This window comes from Xenorhabdus sp. KK7.4, from assembly GCF_963876465.1.
GTDB lineage: Bacteria > Pseudomonadota > Gammaproteobacteria > Enterobacterales > Enterobacteriaceae > Xenorhabdus > Xenorhabdus stockiae.
Genome location: NZ_CAWNQF010000133.1, coordinates 113,589 through 129,694 on the forward strand (window position 1 = coordinate 113,589; position 16,106 = coordinate 129,694).

The window sequence follows — 16,106 nt, forward strand, 5'->3', positions numbered from 1 at the left end:
GAACATTGAATACTGAGGTGTATTTATGAGCTACATGTACCCATTTAAAGACTATGCTCCAGAATTGCCTAAAGTTATTTCAGGCAAAGGAATATGGTTATTTGATGAAAACGGAAAAGGATATATTGATTCTTCATCCGGCCCAATGACCGTAAATTTAGGACACTGCCATCCGACAATAATTGAATCAATAAAAAATCAGGCTGAACGTCTACATTTTGCATATCGCTTTCATTTTCGCAGTAATGAGCCTGAAGCTCTGGCTGTACGTCTGGTTCAACTATCAGATGATAATAAACAGTATGCATTTTTTCTCAATGGTGGTTCAGAAGCCTCAGAAGCAGCATATCGTATTGCACTGGATTATTTTCGCTATCAAGGACAAGAAGGAAAAGTCTATGCTCTGGGAAGAGAAATAACCAACCATGGGAACACAATCCAGTCCCTCAGTTATGGGGATGACCGAGCTCGCAGGAATAACTTATTAGGCAATCCTCTTGATCCTGCAACAAGTACTGTCAAATTAACGCCCTGTTATTGTTTTCAGTGCCCCTTGAATAAATCACCTGAAAGCTGCCAGCTTGAGTGTGTTACTGAATCACTAAACACCATTGATAAATTCGGACCTGAGCGTATTGCATGTGTTTTCATTGAACCAATCACAGCATCATCCGGCGGTGCTCTGGTTCCACATCAAAAATATATGCAAACACTAAAAGATGGCCTTCGGGAAAGAAATATTCTCCTGATAGCCGATGAAATTGTAACTGGCCTCGGACGTACTGGTGAATGGTTCAATATGAAAACATGGGATGTTGAATCAGATATTACAATAATTGGGAAAGGCCTTGGTGCTGGTTTTACCCCTATTTCCGGATTATTAGTTTCAGAAGAAATCGGAAAAGTATTAGCACCTCAATCACCACCACATTTTATTGGTCATACCTATTCAGGCAATCCACTCTCAACCGGGATCGCTCTCTCAGTTTTAGATGTACTGACACATGAAATTGGCCTTAATACCATCAAAAAAAAGGGAAAATATTTCGGATTATTACTGAAAGAAATGCTATCCGATATCCCCTGTATAGTTGACATCCGAGGACAAGGGTTACTATGGGCGATTGAAACAACCCTCCACCAAAGCATGAGTACAAAATTCATACCAACAGGGCACAAACACGGTATTAACCTCTATGCCTGCCGCTCTTCCGGAAAAACTAAAGATTCACTCACATTACTGCTTACTCCTCCATTAATTATTACCCAAAATGAATTACACGAACTGGTATCCAGAATCAGAAAAGTATTCAGAGATAACTTATGAATAATAGAAATGTAATTTTATACAGTGCAGGGATAAATATTGATGAAGGGGTCACGTGTCATCCTCGTATTGAGGAAGAGGTGAATTCTTTATTACCTTTGTTGAAGAATAATAGGGCTATTGCGATCCTTAATCATCAAGGTGATTTCAAAAAAAATAGTGCCAGACAGACACCTTATATTGCTGAAATCCTTTCACATCGACTAAAACAAAAAGTTGAATATTTTGAGCACTCCATTGGTAAAAAAGCTGTAGAACGTGCACATCAAATGCAGGAGGGAGATATTGTACTATTCAGTAATACCCGGTTACATGCAGAAGAGCAAAATAATGATATCAATTTTGCAAAACAATTATCCCGATTAGGTAATGAACTTATCATTGGTGGTTTTTGTAAATTACACCGTGAAAATGCATCAAATTCTGCCATCAAAAATTTCTTACCATGGCGCTATTCAGCAGGTGTCAATAAAGAATTGTATGGCTTACAGCGATGGCAAGAAAATCTCTTCTCTCTCAAGAAAACCATATTAATTTTAGGAGGTAATAAAATAGAAAAAATTCACTTTCTATTTTCACATGAAAAAATTGAAAATGTACACCAAATCATTATTGGTGGTCTTGTTCTTAATAGCGTATTAAAGGCAATAGGCATAAATATTGGAAACTCAGATTATTTTAATATTCATATTTCTTCTGATTTATTATCTAAAATATATATCCCTCAAAAAGTGATTGTCGAAGATATAGTGGGAAAAAAAAATATCCGAGACCTCACTGAGATCAAGCCACAAGAGAAAATTATAGATTTTATTTTTAAAAAAAATTCTTTAAATTATGTTTTTTCATCGCCCAATCATTACTCTTTCTTTGCCGCAGGCCCACTCTGTGTTGCCAGTAGCAACTATGCAAAAGAATGTTACCAATTGCTTCGTGAAGCGGGGATAGAAGGGTTATTTATGGGAGGTGATACACTAACTGAAATAGATACATTCTCTAACACCTCATCAGGGGGTGGCGCATCGCTGAAGTTTTTTTCTACAGGATACCCGTTTCCATAATGAATAAAATTCACCCGGAAATTTTTCATTTAATCTATTAAAATGTATACAATCAGCAGATTTTACAATTCTGAAAAATATTTGAGGTAACCATGTCTGAAGACCCAATATTAAAATTCAAGGCTTGGTGGGATGAAGTCAAAAATAATTTGAATTTGAAACATCCCAATGCTGTTTGTGTATCGACCCTTGATGATAAAGGTTTCCCTTCCGGGCGCTTTGTTGATCTAAAAGCAGTAAACGATAAAGGTTTTATTTTCTGCACTTACCTAGACTCAAAGAAAGGGCAAGAGTTGCAACGCAATCCAAAAATTTCCCTGACATTTTGGTGGGAAGGAGTTGGTTATCAGGTTAGGGTCACAGGCTTTGCTCTCAAACTATCAGAATCAGAAACAGAAAAATATTGGCATTCCCGTTCCAGAGAAGCTCAAATAACTACCATAGGCTGTCGACAAAGCCAATTGCTCCTTTCAGAACAGGAGTTACATAAACAAATTGCGGAAACAATAGAAGTGATTGGTAATAACTCTATTTCAAAACCTAAAAACTGGGGAGGATTCTCGGTACAACCTAATTCGATTGAGTTCTTAACATTCAAAGAAAATCGATTACATTTACGCGAGTTTTACTTACTTCAAAATAAAGGCTGGCAGAAGCAATTACTACAACCTTAAAAAAATCAGCTACAATAATTGTAGCTGACCAGTGATAATCACTGTCTGCATTTTATATGAACGGATAATGCTAGAGTGAATTTAGAACAGTTATCAAAAATACTTAATAAGTAAATTATGATGAACAATTAAAGCTGGAGATTATTAATTCGCAGTAATAAATTTTAAATGTTAGTTTATTAATCACTCATCAAAACTAACATTTAATTTTCCTAGTTTAGGATATCACTGACAAAAATCTATACATAAATCTCTAAATATGCTAAAAAATATCTTAGCTATGTAAATGATATACGGGTGGAATTTTGAATATTTCAGGCTTCATTCTTACGATATTACCTATCGCCTTATCCCCCGGAGCAAGTTTTACCCTCGGTATGGCAAATGCTATTAACAGTGGAATAAAAGGTTTGCTTTCCATCATAGTCGGGACAGCTTTAGGTATTTACACGCATGCATTACTGGTTGGCCTAGGTATTACCGGTATAGTGACAAAATATCCACTTATTATGCATGCCATAAAAATCATAGGAACAATTTATCTAATCTATCTCTCTTGCATATTAATAAAAAACGGAATTTATTCCGGTAAAAAAATGACAGAAAAAGGGACGAAGGTTGCAACAATAAAAGATGCCTATATCGCCAACATTCTGAATATAAAAGCGATCCTACTCTACCTTACTGTAGTACCTGGTTTTTTAACATCTGACTATATTAGTGTATTAAATTTTATCATTCTTGCTTCTATCCATATTATTATTATAACAATCTGGTTATTATCATTTGGTTATATTGTCATATTCGCTGCAAGAAAAATAAACTTCAGCACCGTCAGCCGGTTTGTTAATACAGTAGGTGGAGCTTGTTTATTATATTTTACTCTTTCTCCGTATATTCTATAGTATCGTTTCCATTTTATATCACTGTTACCGATAAAATGGCCTCTTTGTTGGCTGTTCAATCCCCTTCCTTTAACTGGGGCATCCGTTCCCGGTTTAGCTACTTCCTTCTATGAAGCAACTCAAAATCTATTGGGCATAGCTGTTTTTCTGACTGAACCAGCAATGATAAACTATCCCACAAACTGATTTATTATTTAATAAATATGATAAATTATATAAAACGTGTAGTTTTATGTAGCTCTATCTCATGCAGAAACAAACAAAAAAACCAAATACATAACATAAACTTAATATATTGATATTAGTGTTCAAAACTTTCTGCATACACCTTTTTAAGTAGTTACTTTATCAATAAGCATGGAGAATAAAGAGCAAACAAACATCAAATCGCTTTATTTACGAACACTTAAACCATTAATAGGTGATTTCTCCTATTAATTTAGTGAATATTCTGTCAAATCTGGTATTAATTTTTGCATTAGTGTGATCAACCACTGAGAAGATATTATGCCAGTATATTAACCTCCCGCGCTTTCGATCACTCTGAATAATTAAACAAAAACACAACCCGTGCAATACATTATGTTACTTTTATGTTAACAACAGTATAAACTCTGGATGTATTGTCCATTGGTATGACAACTAACAGAGGCAATTACTATGAATAAAACCGCTCCAGTCGGTTTATGGGATCAACCGAAGCCCTTTTTCATGATTTTTTTTGTAGAATTATGGGAAAGATTTGGCTACTACGGCGTTCAAGGCATTCTCGCTGTTTACTTCGTTAAACAGCTTGGTTTTTCAGAAACACAGGCATTTATTACCTTTGGTGCATTTACTGCGCTGGTTTATGGTTTGATTTCCATCGGTGGTTATGTAGGAGACCACTTGCTGGGAACAAAACGAACCATCATTCTGGGTGCTATTATACTGGCAATAGGCTACTTTCTGATTGGCCTTTCCATTATGGAACCAGAACTGATTTTTTATGCTTTGGGAACTGTCGCGGTTGGTAATGGTCTGTTCAAAGCTAACCCCGCAAGCCTGCTGGCTAAGTGCTACCAGCCACAAGACCCACGTTTAGATGGTGCTTTTACACTATTCTATATGTCCATCAATCTTGGCTCTCTGGTTTCTCTTTCTCTCGCTCCCGTTATTGCTGAAAAATATGGCTATGCTGTTACCTATAATATCTGTGGTATCGGTCTGATTATCGCTCTGTTGGTTTACATCGCCTGTCGCCGTATGGTACATGACATCGGCTCTGAGCCAGACCATGCCCCTCTTAACTACATAACCCTATTTTTAGTTTTACTCGGCTCAGCAGTGATGGTAGGGGTCTGTGCGTGGCTATTGCACAATATTGATATTGCTAATCTCGTTCTTATGGCAATTTCAGCTATCGTTGTGGTGATTTTCTTCTGGCAGGCATTCAAACAGGATAAAGTCGGCCGCAATAAGATGTTTGTGGCATTTATCCTGATGATTCAGGCTATTGTGTTCTTTATGCTGTACAACCAAATGCCAACTTCCCTCAACTTCTTTGCCATCAACAATGTTAATACCCAAATCTTCGGTTTTAATATTAACCCTATCAGCTTTCAGGCTCTGAACCCATTCTGGATCATCGTCGCCAGCCCGATTCTGGCTGTGCTTTACACCCGTCTGGGAGCAAAAGGCAAAGATTTTTCTATGCCAACGAAGTTTACCATTGGTATGTTCCTGTGTTCTCTTGGCTTTCTGACAGCAGCAGCTTCCGGCCTGTTCGCCGATGAACATGGCATGACTTCGCCGTGGTTTATCGTACTGGTTTATCTGTTCCAAAGTATCGGGGAATTGATGATCAGTGCATTAGGGCTGGCAATGGTTGCTGCGTTTGTTCCCAGCTATCTGACAGGGTTTATTCTGGGTATGTGGTTCTTATCTCAGGCTGCTGCATCAGTATTGGGAAGCTATATAGCAACCTTTACTGCGGCACCGGAAGGTGTTACCGACCCTCTGCAAACGCTGCCGATATATACGGGCGTATTCGGTAAAATAGGTATTGCCACTCTCATTGTTGCCGTGGTTATGGCTTTCATGGTGCCATGGCTGAACCGTATTATGAAAGATGGCGCAAGAGCCTAACTGATTTAATTCGGTTTCATTAAAAAAATTCCCGCCCGTTAATCATGAAAATAACGGGCGGGAACTAAGAAACGTTAATCGACTAAAGCGACTTTAATCCATGCCAATCAGTATGGAAATTACAGCACATCAACCGCATTCAGTTCTTTGAAAGCCTGTTCCAGACGAACTTCCATTGAAACCTGACCAGCACGCAACCACACACGTGGATCATAGAATTTCTTATTTGGTTTATCCGCGCCTTCTGGGTTACCCAATTGACCTTGCAGATAACCTTCATTCTTCTTGTAGTAGTTCAGAATACCTTCCCAGGTCGCCCATTGGGTATCGGTGTCAATATTCATTTTAACTACGCCGTAGCTGACAGCTTCCTGAATCTCTTCTGCAGTAGAGCCAGAACCACCGTGGAAAACAAAATCCAGACTATTGTGTGGCAGGTTGAATTTCTCTGAAACATAGTCCTGAGAATTACGCAGAATTTTTGGAGTCAGTTTAACGTTACCTGGTTTGTATACACCATGAACGTTACCGAAAGATGCCGCAATGGTAAAACGTGGGCTAATCGCGTTCAGTTTTTCATACGCATAAGCTACATCTTCTGGCTGAGTGTACAAAGAGGAGCTATCCAGATGGCTGTTATCAACACCATCTTCTTCACCACCAGTACAACCCAATTCGATTTCCAGCGTCATGTCAATTTTCGCCATACGCGCCAGATACTGGCTGCAAATCTCGATATTTTCTTCCAGAGATTCTTCTGACAGATCAATCATATGGGAAGAGAACAGAGGCTTGCCTGTCTGAGCATAGTGTTTCTCACCCGCGTCTAACAGACCATCAATCCACGGCAGTAATTTGCGTGCGCAGTGGTCAGTATGCAGGATCACCGGCACACCATAATGCTCTGCCATTTGATGCACATGATAAGCACCAGAAATTGCGCCCAGAATTGCTGCCTGCTGACCTTCCAATTTCAGGCCTTTACCTGCTACAAATGCTGCACCACCATTGGAAAACTGGATAATTACCGGAGCACGTACTTTTGCCGCTGTTTCTAATACAGCATTGATAGAATCAGTACCGACACAGTTAACTGCCGGTAAAGCAAAATTATGTTCTTTTGCGATGGCAAAGACTTTTTGAACATCATCACCAGTGATGACACCCGGTTTTACGAAATCAAAAATTTTAGACATGTTACGTGGTCCTGTATTGACATTGAGCAGGCAGTAAATACTGCCTGCTATCACAACGAGTTACTCAACTTAGTTACTGTTAGCACGTTCTTCCAGCATCACAACGGCGGGTAGTTTTTTGCCTTCAACAAACTCAAGGAAAGCACCACCACCTGTAGAGATGTAAGAGATTTTGTCAGCAATCTCAAAAAGATCGATTGCCGCTAAAGTATCACCGCCACCTGCAATTGAGAAAGCATCACTCTCTGCAATCGCACGGGCAATAATTTCGGTTCCTTTGCGGAAATTCGGGAATTCAAATACACCAACCGGACCATTCCAGAGAATGGTTTTTGCACCTTGCAGAATTTCAGCCAGACGTTCAGCAGAAGCATCACCCAAATCGAGGATCTGCTCTTCATCTTTAATTTCACTGGTTGATTTCAATGTAGCTTCAGCTGTTTCAGAAAACTCTGTCGCAACACGAACATCCGTAGGTACCGGAATATCACAGCATTCCAGCAGTTTTTTCGCTTCCGGGATCAAATCATCTTCGTACAGGGAGCGACCAACATTGTGGCCTTCAGCAGCAACAAAAGTATTGGCAATTCCACCACCAACGATAAGCTGATCAGCAATTTTGGACAGTGAATCAAGAACAGTCAGTTTAGTAGAAACTTTAGAGCCACCCACAATCGCGACCATTGGGCGAGCAGGGTTATGTAATGCTTTCCCCAAAGCTTCCAGTTCACCGGATAACAATGGACCTGCACAGGCAATTGGCGCAAATTTAGCAACGCCGTGAGTTGAAGCCTGAGCACGATGGGCTGTACCAAAGGCATCCATGACATAAACATCACACAATGCGGCATACTGTTTTGATAATGTTTCGTCGTCTTTTTTCTCACCTTTGTTAAAGCGAACGTTCTCCAGAACAACTAATTCGCCTTCCGCCACTTCAACGCCATTCAGATAATTTTTTTCCAGGCGGACAGGAGAAGAAAGTGCTGCTTTCAGGTAATCAACGACAGGTTGTAGTGAAAACTCTTCGTTGTACTCTCCCTCAGTCGGGCGTCCCAGGTGAGAAGTAACCATGACTTTGGCTCCCTGACTCAGCGCAGCCTCGATCGTCGGCAAAGACGCACGAATACGTGCATCTGAGGTAACTTTGCCATCTTTTACAGGCACATTCAGATCAGCCCGGATCAGAACTCGTTTACCCGCCAGATCTAAATCAGTCATCTTAATTACAGACATGGTGAATCCTCTCATTGATTCTCTATAAAATTACTCAATCCCCTGCTGTATGCCGTTTGTTCAATCATATTTAATTTAATAACATCTGATCTCACAAAATCCGACACAATATTATCGATACAACAGACGATTTATTTGAAACCCGTTTATTTGAAACCTTTAGAAGCCATTGCCAGTGTTGTGTCAAGCATACGATTGGCAAAGCCCCACTCATTATCACACCAAACAAGTGTTTTAATCAGGTGGTTTCCGCTCACTCTTGTTTGTGTGCCATCCACGATGGCGCTGTGAGGGTCGTGGTTAAAATCCGTTGAGACCAACGGCAAATCGGTGAAATCCACTATACCACGAAACGAACTCACTGCTGATTTTTGCAGTAGTTGGTTTACCTCACTGACATTAACGGCAGCGCTGACTGTAACACTCAAATCAATCGCTGTGACATTGATGGTAGGAACCCGTACAGAAATAGCTTCAAACCGGTTACTGAATTTGGGGAAGATACGAGTGATCCCCGCGGCCAGTTTGGTATCGACCGGTATAATCGACTGGCTGGCTGCCCGGGTTCGACGCAGGTCACTGTGATAGGCATCAATCACGGGTTGATCATTCATGGATGCGTGGATTGTTGTCACTGTTCCTGATTCAATATTGAACGCATCATCCAACACTTTAATAATCGGGATAATGCAATTTGTCGTACAGGATGCATTAGAAACGATGCAATCTTCCGCAGACAACAGTTCATGATTCACACCGTATACCACAGTCGCATCCAGATCGTTTCCTCCCGGATGGGCAAACAGTACTTTTTTAGCGCCACTGGCAAGATGGGCTTCCCCATCAACGCGTTCACCATACTTACCGGTACAATCGAGTACGATATCAATACCCAGTTCTTTCCACGGTAAATCGGAAATATCGGGTTGATGAAACAGCCGGATACTGTCATCTCCCACATGCAAGACTGTATTATTCAAACCTATCTTGTTCAGGCGCACATCCCATGCAAAACGCCCATGGCTGGAATCATATTTCAATAAGTGAGCGATACCTTCTGCATCAGCCAGCTCATTGATGGCGATAACTTCAATTTCAGCCCGACGCCCGGATTCGTAGAGCGCACGCAGGATACTGCGGCCTATTCTCCCAAACCCGTTAATCGCTACCCTGATTGTCATGTTACTCCCTGAATTTCTCTGTTGTCACGCAACGGCTTAGGATAACTGAGCAGGTGCAAATTGTACGGATGATTCATCATAAAATTAATCAGATTGTGACAGACAAGACATTTTGCATGCGATAACTGAAACGGTTCAGCTAATTATAAAGGAAGACTACGAGAAAAAAGGGTTAATAGCAAGGATCGTTAATAGCATAATAAAAGTATTTTGAACAAAAAAAGAGCGCATCGGCTCAAAGTTTGATGCAGATGCGCTTAATTCCCTTCATCTTTCAAGTTGCCTCTTTGTAGGCTTCGCCTAGAAGCAACCCGAAATCCATTGAAGATATATTGTTATTTCAGCAGGGCTGCCGCTTTCGCAACGACATTTTCAACCGTAAAGCCAAATTCTTTGAACAGTGCGTCAGCCGGTGCTGATTCACCAAAGCTGTTCATACCGACGATAGCACCGTTGATACCAACATATTTGAACCAGTAATCAGCAATGCCTGCTTCAACCGCAACACGTGCAGAAACAGCGGCAGGAAGTACAGCTTCACGATATGCTGCATCCTGTTTGTCAAATGCATCAGTAGATGGCATGGAAACAACGCGGATTTTACGGCCTTCGGCACTCAGTTGATCAGCGGCTTTCACTGCCAGTTCAACTTCAGAGCCAGTCGCGATCAGGATCAATTCAGGCTGACCTGCGCAATCTTTCAGAATGTAAGCACCTTTCTCAATGTTTGCCAGCTGCTCAGCGGTACGTTCCTGCTGTGCCAGATTCTGGCGGGAGAAGATCAAAGAAGTCGGGCCATCCTTACGCTCAATCGCATATTTCCATGCAACCGCAGATTCCACCTGATCACATGGACGCCATGTGCTCATATTTGGTGTAACACGCAGGCTGGCAATCTGCTCAACAGGCTGATGGGTCGGGCCATCTTCACCCAGACCGATAGAGTCATGGGTATATACAAAGATGCTACGGATTTTCATCAGCGCAGCCATACGTACTGCGTTACGGGCATACTCAACAAACATCAGGAATGTCGCGCCATAAGGCACAAAACCACCATGCAGGGCGATACCGTTCATGATGGCAGACATACCGAATTCACGAACACCGTAATGAATGTAGTTACCGTCCTGAACTTCGTTCAGAGGCTTGGAGCCAGACCACATAGTCAGGTTACTTGGTGCCAGGTCAGCAGAACCACCCATGAATTCAGGCAGAACCTTACCAAATGCTTCCAGAGCATTTTGTGACGCTTTACGGCTGGCAATAGAAGCTGGATTCTGTTGCAGGTTTTCAATAAATGCCTTGGATTCTGCTTCCCAGTTTTCTGGCAGTTCACCGCTGGTACGACGGCTGAATTCTGCTGCCAGTTCAGGATGTGCTTCAGCATAAGCTGCAAATTTTGCATCCCATGCACTTTCTTTTGCTTTACCGGCTTCTTTCGCATTCCAGCCAGCGTAAATATCCTGAGGAATTTCAAAAGCAGAGTATTCCCAGCCCAGTGCTTTGCGGGTTGCTTCGATTTCAGCATCTCCCAGCGGCGCACCGTGACACTCTTCTTTACCAGCTTTGTTTGGCGAACCAAAACCAATGACAGTTTTGCACATCAACAGAGATGGTTTGCCTGTTTCTTTACGTGCTTCTTCGATTGCTGCTGTAATTGCGTCAGAGTCATGGCCATCTACACCACGGATAACATGCCAGCCATATGCTTCAAAGCGGGCAGCGGTATCATCAGTGAACCAGCCTTCAACTTCGCCATCAATAGAGATACCGTTGTCATCATAGAAAGCAATCAGCTTGCCCAGTTTCAGCGTACCCGCCAAAGAGCAAACTTCATGGGAAATACCTTCCATCATACAACCGTCGCCCATGAATACATAAGTATGGTGATCGACGATATCGTGGCCCGGACGGTTAAACTGCGCTGCCAGTGTGCGTTCTGCGATTGCGAAACCAACTGCATTGGCAATACCCTGCCCCAGAGGACCTGTTGTTGTTTCTACACCCGCTGTATAGCCATATTCAGGGTGACCCGGGGTTTTGGAATGCAGTTGACGGAAATTTTTCAGATCGTCGATGGAAACATCGTAACCAGTCAGGTGCAACAAGCTGTAAATCAGCATAGAACCGTGACCGTTGGACAATACAAAACGGTCACGATCGGCCCAGTGAGGATTGACAGGATTATGGTTCAGATAGTCGCGCCACAGAACTTCAGCAATGTCAGCCATTCCCATCGGTGCACCAGGATGCCCTGATTTTGCTTTCTGCACAGCATCCATGCTCAAGAAGCGGATAGCATTAGCAAGGGTTTTACGAGTGGTCATTCTTTACTCCAAGTCGGATAAAAGCGTTAGTGAACTAGAACTAATTTTCGCAGCGCAGCATACAAACCGCAATCATTAATGCCATATAAACGAAAACTATCTTAATTTCCGTTTAGCATCAATTCTTTGATTTATCCCGCCGTTTTGACGTATTTTCAAGTGAATACACCTATACACTTCGTCTTTCAAGTTGCCTCTTTGTTGGCTACGCTCATTCACCCCAGCCACATAGTTATCTATGCTCCCGGGGATTTACTCCCTTGCCGCCGCGACGCATCTTGAAATCCATTGAGTATAACCGGAGGTTAGTTTGCGCAAATTCAGAGTGATTTCATCTCGTGATTTGCGCAATAAGAAACCATGTATTAGACACGATAATTAATGAACGAATCAAGATCGGAAAAGCCTGTTTTTCTGCTGACTTGGAGCATGATAGCAAGCCAGCTATGTTAATTTCCTCTGACTAAAAATACTTTGTGATCCAAATAACAATTTGATGCAGGTAACTGTCTAATTTAAAGAACGATAAATGTCATAGTTTTCATCATCAAAACAGATAAGATTCACCTGTAAGATATTTTGATTGTCAAACAGACGGGAGTGAATCACCTCCAAAGCAATTTCCGCGGCCAGTTTTTTTGGAAAACGGTAAATACCTGTGCTGATATTAGGGAAGGAAACTGTCTCAATATTGTATTGCTTAATAAGATCAAAGCAGCTTACATAGGCCTTTCTCAATAATTCAGGTTCATTACCGCTCCCTCCGTTCCAGCAAGGGCCAACTGTATGGATCACATACTTCGCCGGTAAATTCCCGGCTCCGGTGATAACCGCTTCGCCAATATCACAGCCACCCTGTTTTGCCCTAATTTGCATGCACTCTTCCAGAATGGCCTTTCCACCAGCCCGATGAATAGCACCATCAACGCCTCCACCACCTAGCAAAGAGCTATTCGCCGCGTTGACAATAGCTTCAACAGCAATTTTGGTAATATCACCATGTATTATTTTAATTCTATTATTCATTTTGTGATTCCTTCTTACATTTTCTTATGTGCAGAATAGAGTTACTTATATAGTGTTTAATCGTTACTCATTCTGGACTTAATAATAAATGACAAAAAGCACCCCTACGTTGAATTCAATATCAGTTCCGAACATCACGCTATTAAACTCCATCAATACTAAATGTCATGAACTCATTAAATTACTGCATAACTGTGTCGAAAATGGTGCATCTATCGGATTTATTTCACCATTGGGAGTGAATGAAGCGGCGCAATATTGGCAAGATGTCGAAACAGATGTTGTATCTGGCCATCGCTTGCTATTAGTGGCAATGGAAGGTGACAAAATCGCGGGCTCGGTACAACTTAGCCTTTGCAGAAAAAATAATGGGAAACATCGAGCTGATGTAGAAAAACTCATGGTACATACAGCCTACCGCCGACGTAGGATTGGCAATATGTTAATGGAGGAACTGGAACGTGTGGCAAAGCAGCATCAACGTAGTTTGTTGGTACTGGATACCCGCACAAATGATCCCGCCTCTGCTCTTTACCGAAAATGTGGCTTTGTTGAAGTCGGACAAATACCAAATTATTCCATTAGTTCGAATGGCGAACTCTCAGGAACAACCTATTTCTATAAAATGATTTGAGATTTTTTGGCTATTAGAAAAATGAAAAAGCCCCGAGTTTAAAACTCAGGGCTTATAAATTCTGGCGGTGCGGACGGGACTCGAACCCGCGACCCCCGGCGTGACAGGCCGGTATTCTAACCAACTGAACTACCGCACCGCTATGGTGTTCTGGTTGAGAACGGGGTGGATAATACGAGCCCCGGTTCAATACGTCAATCGATTTTTGTAATAAAACAGCTTGCTTGCGTAGTTTTTCACCTTAATGGTAAATTTATTGTCATTTAGCACTGTTCGCGTCAGTGTAATTGTTCAGGTTTCGTTCTCCACAGACAACTTCCCCCTTTCTTCTCCACTAAATCTAAACGTGATTCATGTTGAAGCAATTCCTCATCAGAGGCGTAAATTATTTTCAGCCCTGCCTGTGGGCGGGTAATTCTTTGAATTTCCGCAACCTGTGCATTATTGGATGCTTCCCCTTCCATCGAAAAAGCCAGCGATGTCTGACCACCAGTCATTGCCAGATAGACATCAGCCAAAATCTCGGCATCGAGTAATGCCCCGTGGAGAGTTCGTTTGGCGTTATCAATATGGTAACGATCACACAGCGCATCGAGGTTATTACGCTTACCGGGGAAAAGCTTCCTTGCCATCGTCAGGCTATCGGTAATTGTACAAAATTCAGCAGTTGGCGGAATCCCTCGATTAAGTTTGCTGAATTCATAATCCATAAAACCGATATCAAACGTTGCGTTATGGATGATCAACTCAGCGCCACGGATAAATTCAATAAATTCATCGGCTATATCAGCAAATACAGGTTTATCCTGCAAAAATTCATCGCTAATGCCATGTACTTCAAATGCTTCCGGATCAACCAGACGATCTGGCTTAATATAAATGTGAAAATGACGCCCTGTCAGACGACGGTTAATCACTTCCACCGCGCCGACTTCAATGATGTTATGCCCCTCGTAGTGAACTCCCAGTTTATTCATACCGGTTGTTTCAGTATCAAGGACGATTTGACGGGTAATTGCAGTGCTCATAGTGTTTTTTTGTGTCAGACTTAGAGTTTTGAATAAAGATGATATAGGAAGAGTCTACCAAATATGAATAAACAGGTAGAAATTTTCACCGATGGTTCCTGCCTCGGTAATCCGGGTCCCGGCGGATATGGTGTTTTACTTCGTTATAAACAAAAGGAAAAAACCTTAAATAAAGGTTATTTCCGTACAACCAATAACCGGATGGAGCTAATGGCCGCTATCGCTGCGCTGGAAGCCCTTAAAGAGCCATGCTCAATCATTCTTACCACTGACAGCCAATATGTTCGTCAGGGAATTACCCAGTGGATACATAACTGGAAAAAACGGGGCTGGAAAAAAGCTGATAAATCCCCGGTGATCAATGTTGATCTGTGGCAACGTCTGGATAAAGCCATTTCTCCTCACGAAATCGAATGGCATTGGGTCAAGGGGCATACCGGTCATCGTGAAAACGAATTGTGTGATGAACTCGCCCGTGCAGCGGCTAACTCCCCGACCCAAACCGACAGTGGCTATATTGAATAAAGCCACGCACTTCGTCTTTCAAAAGCTAATCGCGCTGATGAGAATTTTTCACTACTCCCAGTGCATTACTGAATTTCGGTTTCAACAATCTTGCCCGCATGGGATTAAGAGTCAGAGGTATTGTCCGCTTGCGGGCAATAATCACATTCAGGCAGCCAAATATTGATGATGAAGGTTCATGCGCATTATTGGCACTCTTCCACGGTAAAACATGGAAGTTAGCATGATGAAGAACTTCATAGTTCAGCAGGCGAAGCCAATCCAACTGGCGCAGTCTGGAAAACATTTGGGCTCGATAAAACCGCTTGCGGCATACAGGTTTTCTCAAACCCAGCAGACTGATCGGGTTAAAGCCAGAGATAATGAGCCAGCCATCATCAATCATGATCCTATCCACTTCTCTGAGCAGCCAGTGAGGATCAACACTATAAGTCAGCATATGCGCCAGTAAACAGGCATCGACGGACTTAGCCTCAAAAGGGAGATAGTGAGGATCGGCAATCACATTCATGCTTTCACCTTTCAGTCCCACATTAACCTGATGGCTGATTAAGCACGAGCGGCTGTCAATTTCTACACTTAAATTACCGATTTTCACTAAATGAAAACCAAAAATTTTCGGCCACCACGGTTCCAATTGATGTTCCAAAGCGACACGGTAATACTCACCCCATGGTAATTCAGCCCAGGAAGCAGGCAGGGTTATTTGTTTGATTGCACGTGCTGATTGCATGTCATCTTCCTTCCAACCTACTATACTCTCCGTCTTTCAAGTTGCCTCTTTGTTGGTGGAGCTCACTTGCCTCCACGATGCATCCTGAAACCCATTAAGAATAAAATCGATTGCTAAACGAGG

General features: G+C 41.9%; 14 protein-coding genes and 1 tRNA gene. 7 read left to right on the forward strand and 8 right to left on the reverse strand.

Annotated features, from left to right (window positions below):
- Positions 1–25 precede the first annotated feature (25 nt).
- The 5 genes from AACS90_RS21400 (at position 26) to dtpB (ending at position 6,094) form a co-directional block, all read left to right on the forward strand.
- Positions 26–1,327, forward strand: coding sequence for an aminotransferase class III-fold pyridoxal phosphate-dependent enzyme (locus tag AACS90_RS21400; protein WP_099121432.1), 1,302 nt, complete (start codon positions 26–28; stop codon positions 1,325–1,327).
- Complete coding sequence (gene pgk, locus AACS90_RS21405) at positions 1,324–2,388, forward strand: phosphoglycerate kinase (protein WP_099121433.1); 1,065 nt, start codon at positions 1,324–1,326, stop codon at positions 2,386–2,388. The genes AACS90_RS21400 and pgk (AACS90_RS21405) overlap by 4 nt, the downstream gene beginning before the upstream one ends.
- 92 nt (positions 2,389–2,480) lie before the next feature.
- Entirely contained in the window at positions 2,481–3,062 is a 582-nt protein-coding gene (pdxH, locus tag AACS90_RS21410; RefSeq protein ID WP_099121434.1) for a pyridoxamine 5'-phosphate oxidase, read from the forward strand.
- A 305-nt stretch (positions 3,063–3,367) separates the two neighbouring features.
- On the forward strand, positions 3,368–3,967 hold the full coding sequence (locus tag AACS90_RS21415) for a LysE family translocator (RefSeq protein ID WP_153043650.1): 600 nt from the start codon (positions 3,368–3,370) through the stop codon (positions 3,965–3,967).
- Positions 3,968–4,627: 660 nt separating this feature from the next.
- On the forward strand, positions 4,628–6,094 hold the full coding sequence (gene dtpB / locus AACS90_RS21420) for a dipeptide/tripeptide permease DtpB (protein ID WP_099121436.1): 1,467 nt from the start codon (positions 4,628–4,630) through the stop codon (positions 6,092–6,094).
- Between the two features lie 119 nt (positions 6,095–6,213).
- On the opposite strand, the gene fbaA is transcribed toward dtpB, so the two are convergent.
- The 5 genes from fbaA to AACS90_RS21445 all read right to left on the reverse strand — a co-directional run bounded on the left by fbaA (position 6,214) and on the right by AACS90_RS21445 (position 13,063).
- Positions 6,214–7,290: a class II fructose-bisphosphate aldolase gene (fbaA, locus tag AACS90_RS21425; RefSeq protein WP_099121437.1), complete on the reverse strand. Its 1,077-nt coding sequence runs from the start codon at positions 7,288–7,290 to the stop codon at positions 6,214–6,216.
- A 69-nt stretch (positions 7,291–7,359) separates the two neighbouring features.
- Positions 7,360–8,526, reverse strand: coding sequence for a phosphoglycerate kinase (gene pgk / locus AACS90_RS21430; RefSeq protein ID WP_099121438.1), 1,167 nt, complete (start codon positions 8,524–8,526; stop codon positions 7,360–7,362).
- A gap of 146 nt (positions 8,527–8,672) precedes the next feature.
- A complete protein-coding gene (gene epd / locus AACS90_RS21435; protein WP_099121439.1) occupies positions 8,673–9,707 on the reverse strand; it encodes an erythrose-4-phosphate dehydrogenase in 1,035 nt (344 codons plus the stop codon).
- Positions 9,708–10,042: 335 nt separating this feature from the next.
- Positions 10,043–12,037: a transketolase gene (tkt, locus tag AACS90_RS21440; RefSeq protein WP_099121440.1), complete on the reverse strand. Its 1,995-nt coding sequence runs from the start codon at positions 12,035–12,037 to the stop codon at positions 10,043–10,045.
- Between the two features lie 510 nt (positions 12,038–12,547).
- Complete coding sequence (locus tag AACS90_RS21445) at positions 12,548–13,063, reverse strand: O-acetyl-ADP-ribose deacetylase (RefSeq protein WP_099121441.1); 516 nt, start codon at positions 13,061–13,063, stop codon at positions 12,548–12,550.
- Positions 13,064–13,151: 88 nt separating this feature from the next.
- Here AACS90_RS21445 and AACS90_RS21450 point away from each other — a divergent pair, with 88 nt between their 5' ends.
- Positions 13,152–13,697 (forward strand): GNAT family N-acetyltransferase, encoded by a 546-nt coding sequence (locus AACS90_RS21450; RefSeq protein ID WP_099121442.1) that lies wholly within the window; start codon positions 13,152–13,154, stop codon positions 13,695–13,697.
- Positions 13,698–13,759: 62 nt separating this feature from the next.
- Here the strand turns inward: AACS90_RS21450 and AACS90_RS21455 are convergent.
- Both AACS90_RS21455 and dnaQ read right to left on the reverse strand, forming a co-directional pair.
- Positions 13,760–13,836, reverse strand: a tRNA-Asp gene (locus tag AACS90_RS21455).
- A 139-nt stretch (positions 13,837–13,975) separates the two neighbouring features.
- Positions 13,976–14,725 carry a DNA polymerase III subunit epsilon gene (gene dnaQ / locus AACS90_RS21460; RefSeq protein WP_099121443.1) on the reverse strand — a complete coding sequence of 250 codons (750 nt, stop codon included), beginning with the start codon at positions 14,723–14,725 and terminating at the stop codon, positions 13,976–13,978.
- Positions 14,726–14,788: 63 nt separating this feature from the next.
- Between dnaQ and rnhA the strand changes: the two genes are divergently transcribed.
- A complete protein-coding gene (gene rnhA, locus AACS90_RS21465) occupies positions 14,789–15,250 on the forward strand; it encodes a ribonuclease HI (RefSeq protein ID WP_099121444.1) in 462 nt (153 codons plus the stop codon).
- Between the two features lie 25 nt (positions 15,251–15,275).
- Here the strand turns inward: rnhA and AACS90_RS21470 are convergent, their stop codons facing one another.
- Entirely contained in the window at positions 15,276–15,983 is a 708-nt protein-coding gene (locus AACS90_RS21470; protein ID WP_099121445.1) for a methyltransferase domain-containing protein, read from the reverse strand.
- Between the last annotated feature and the right edge of the window lie 123 nt (positions 15,984–16,106).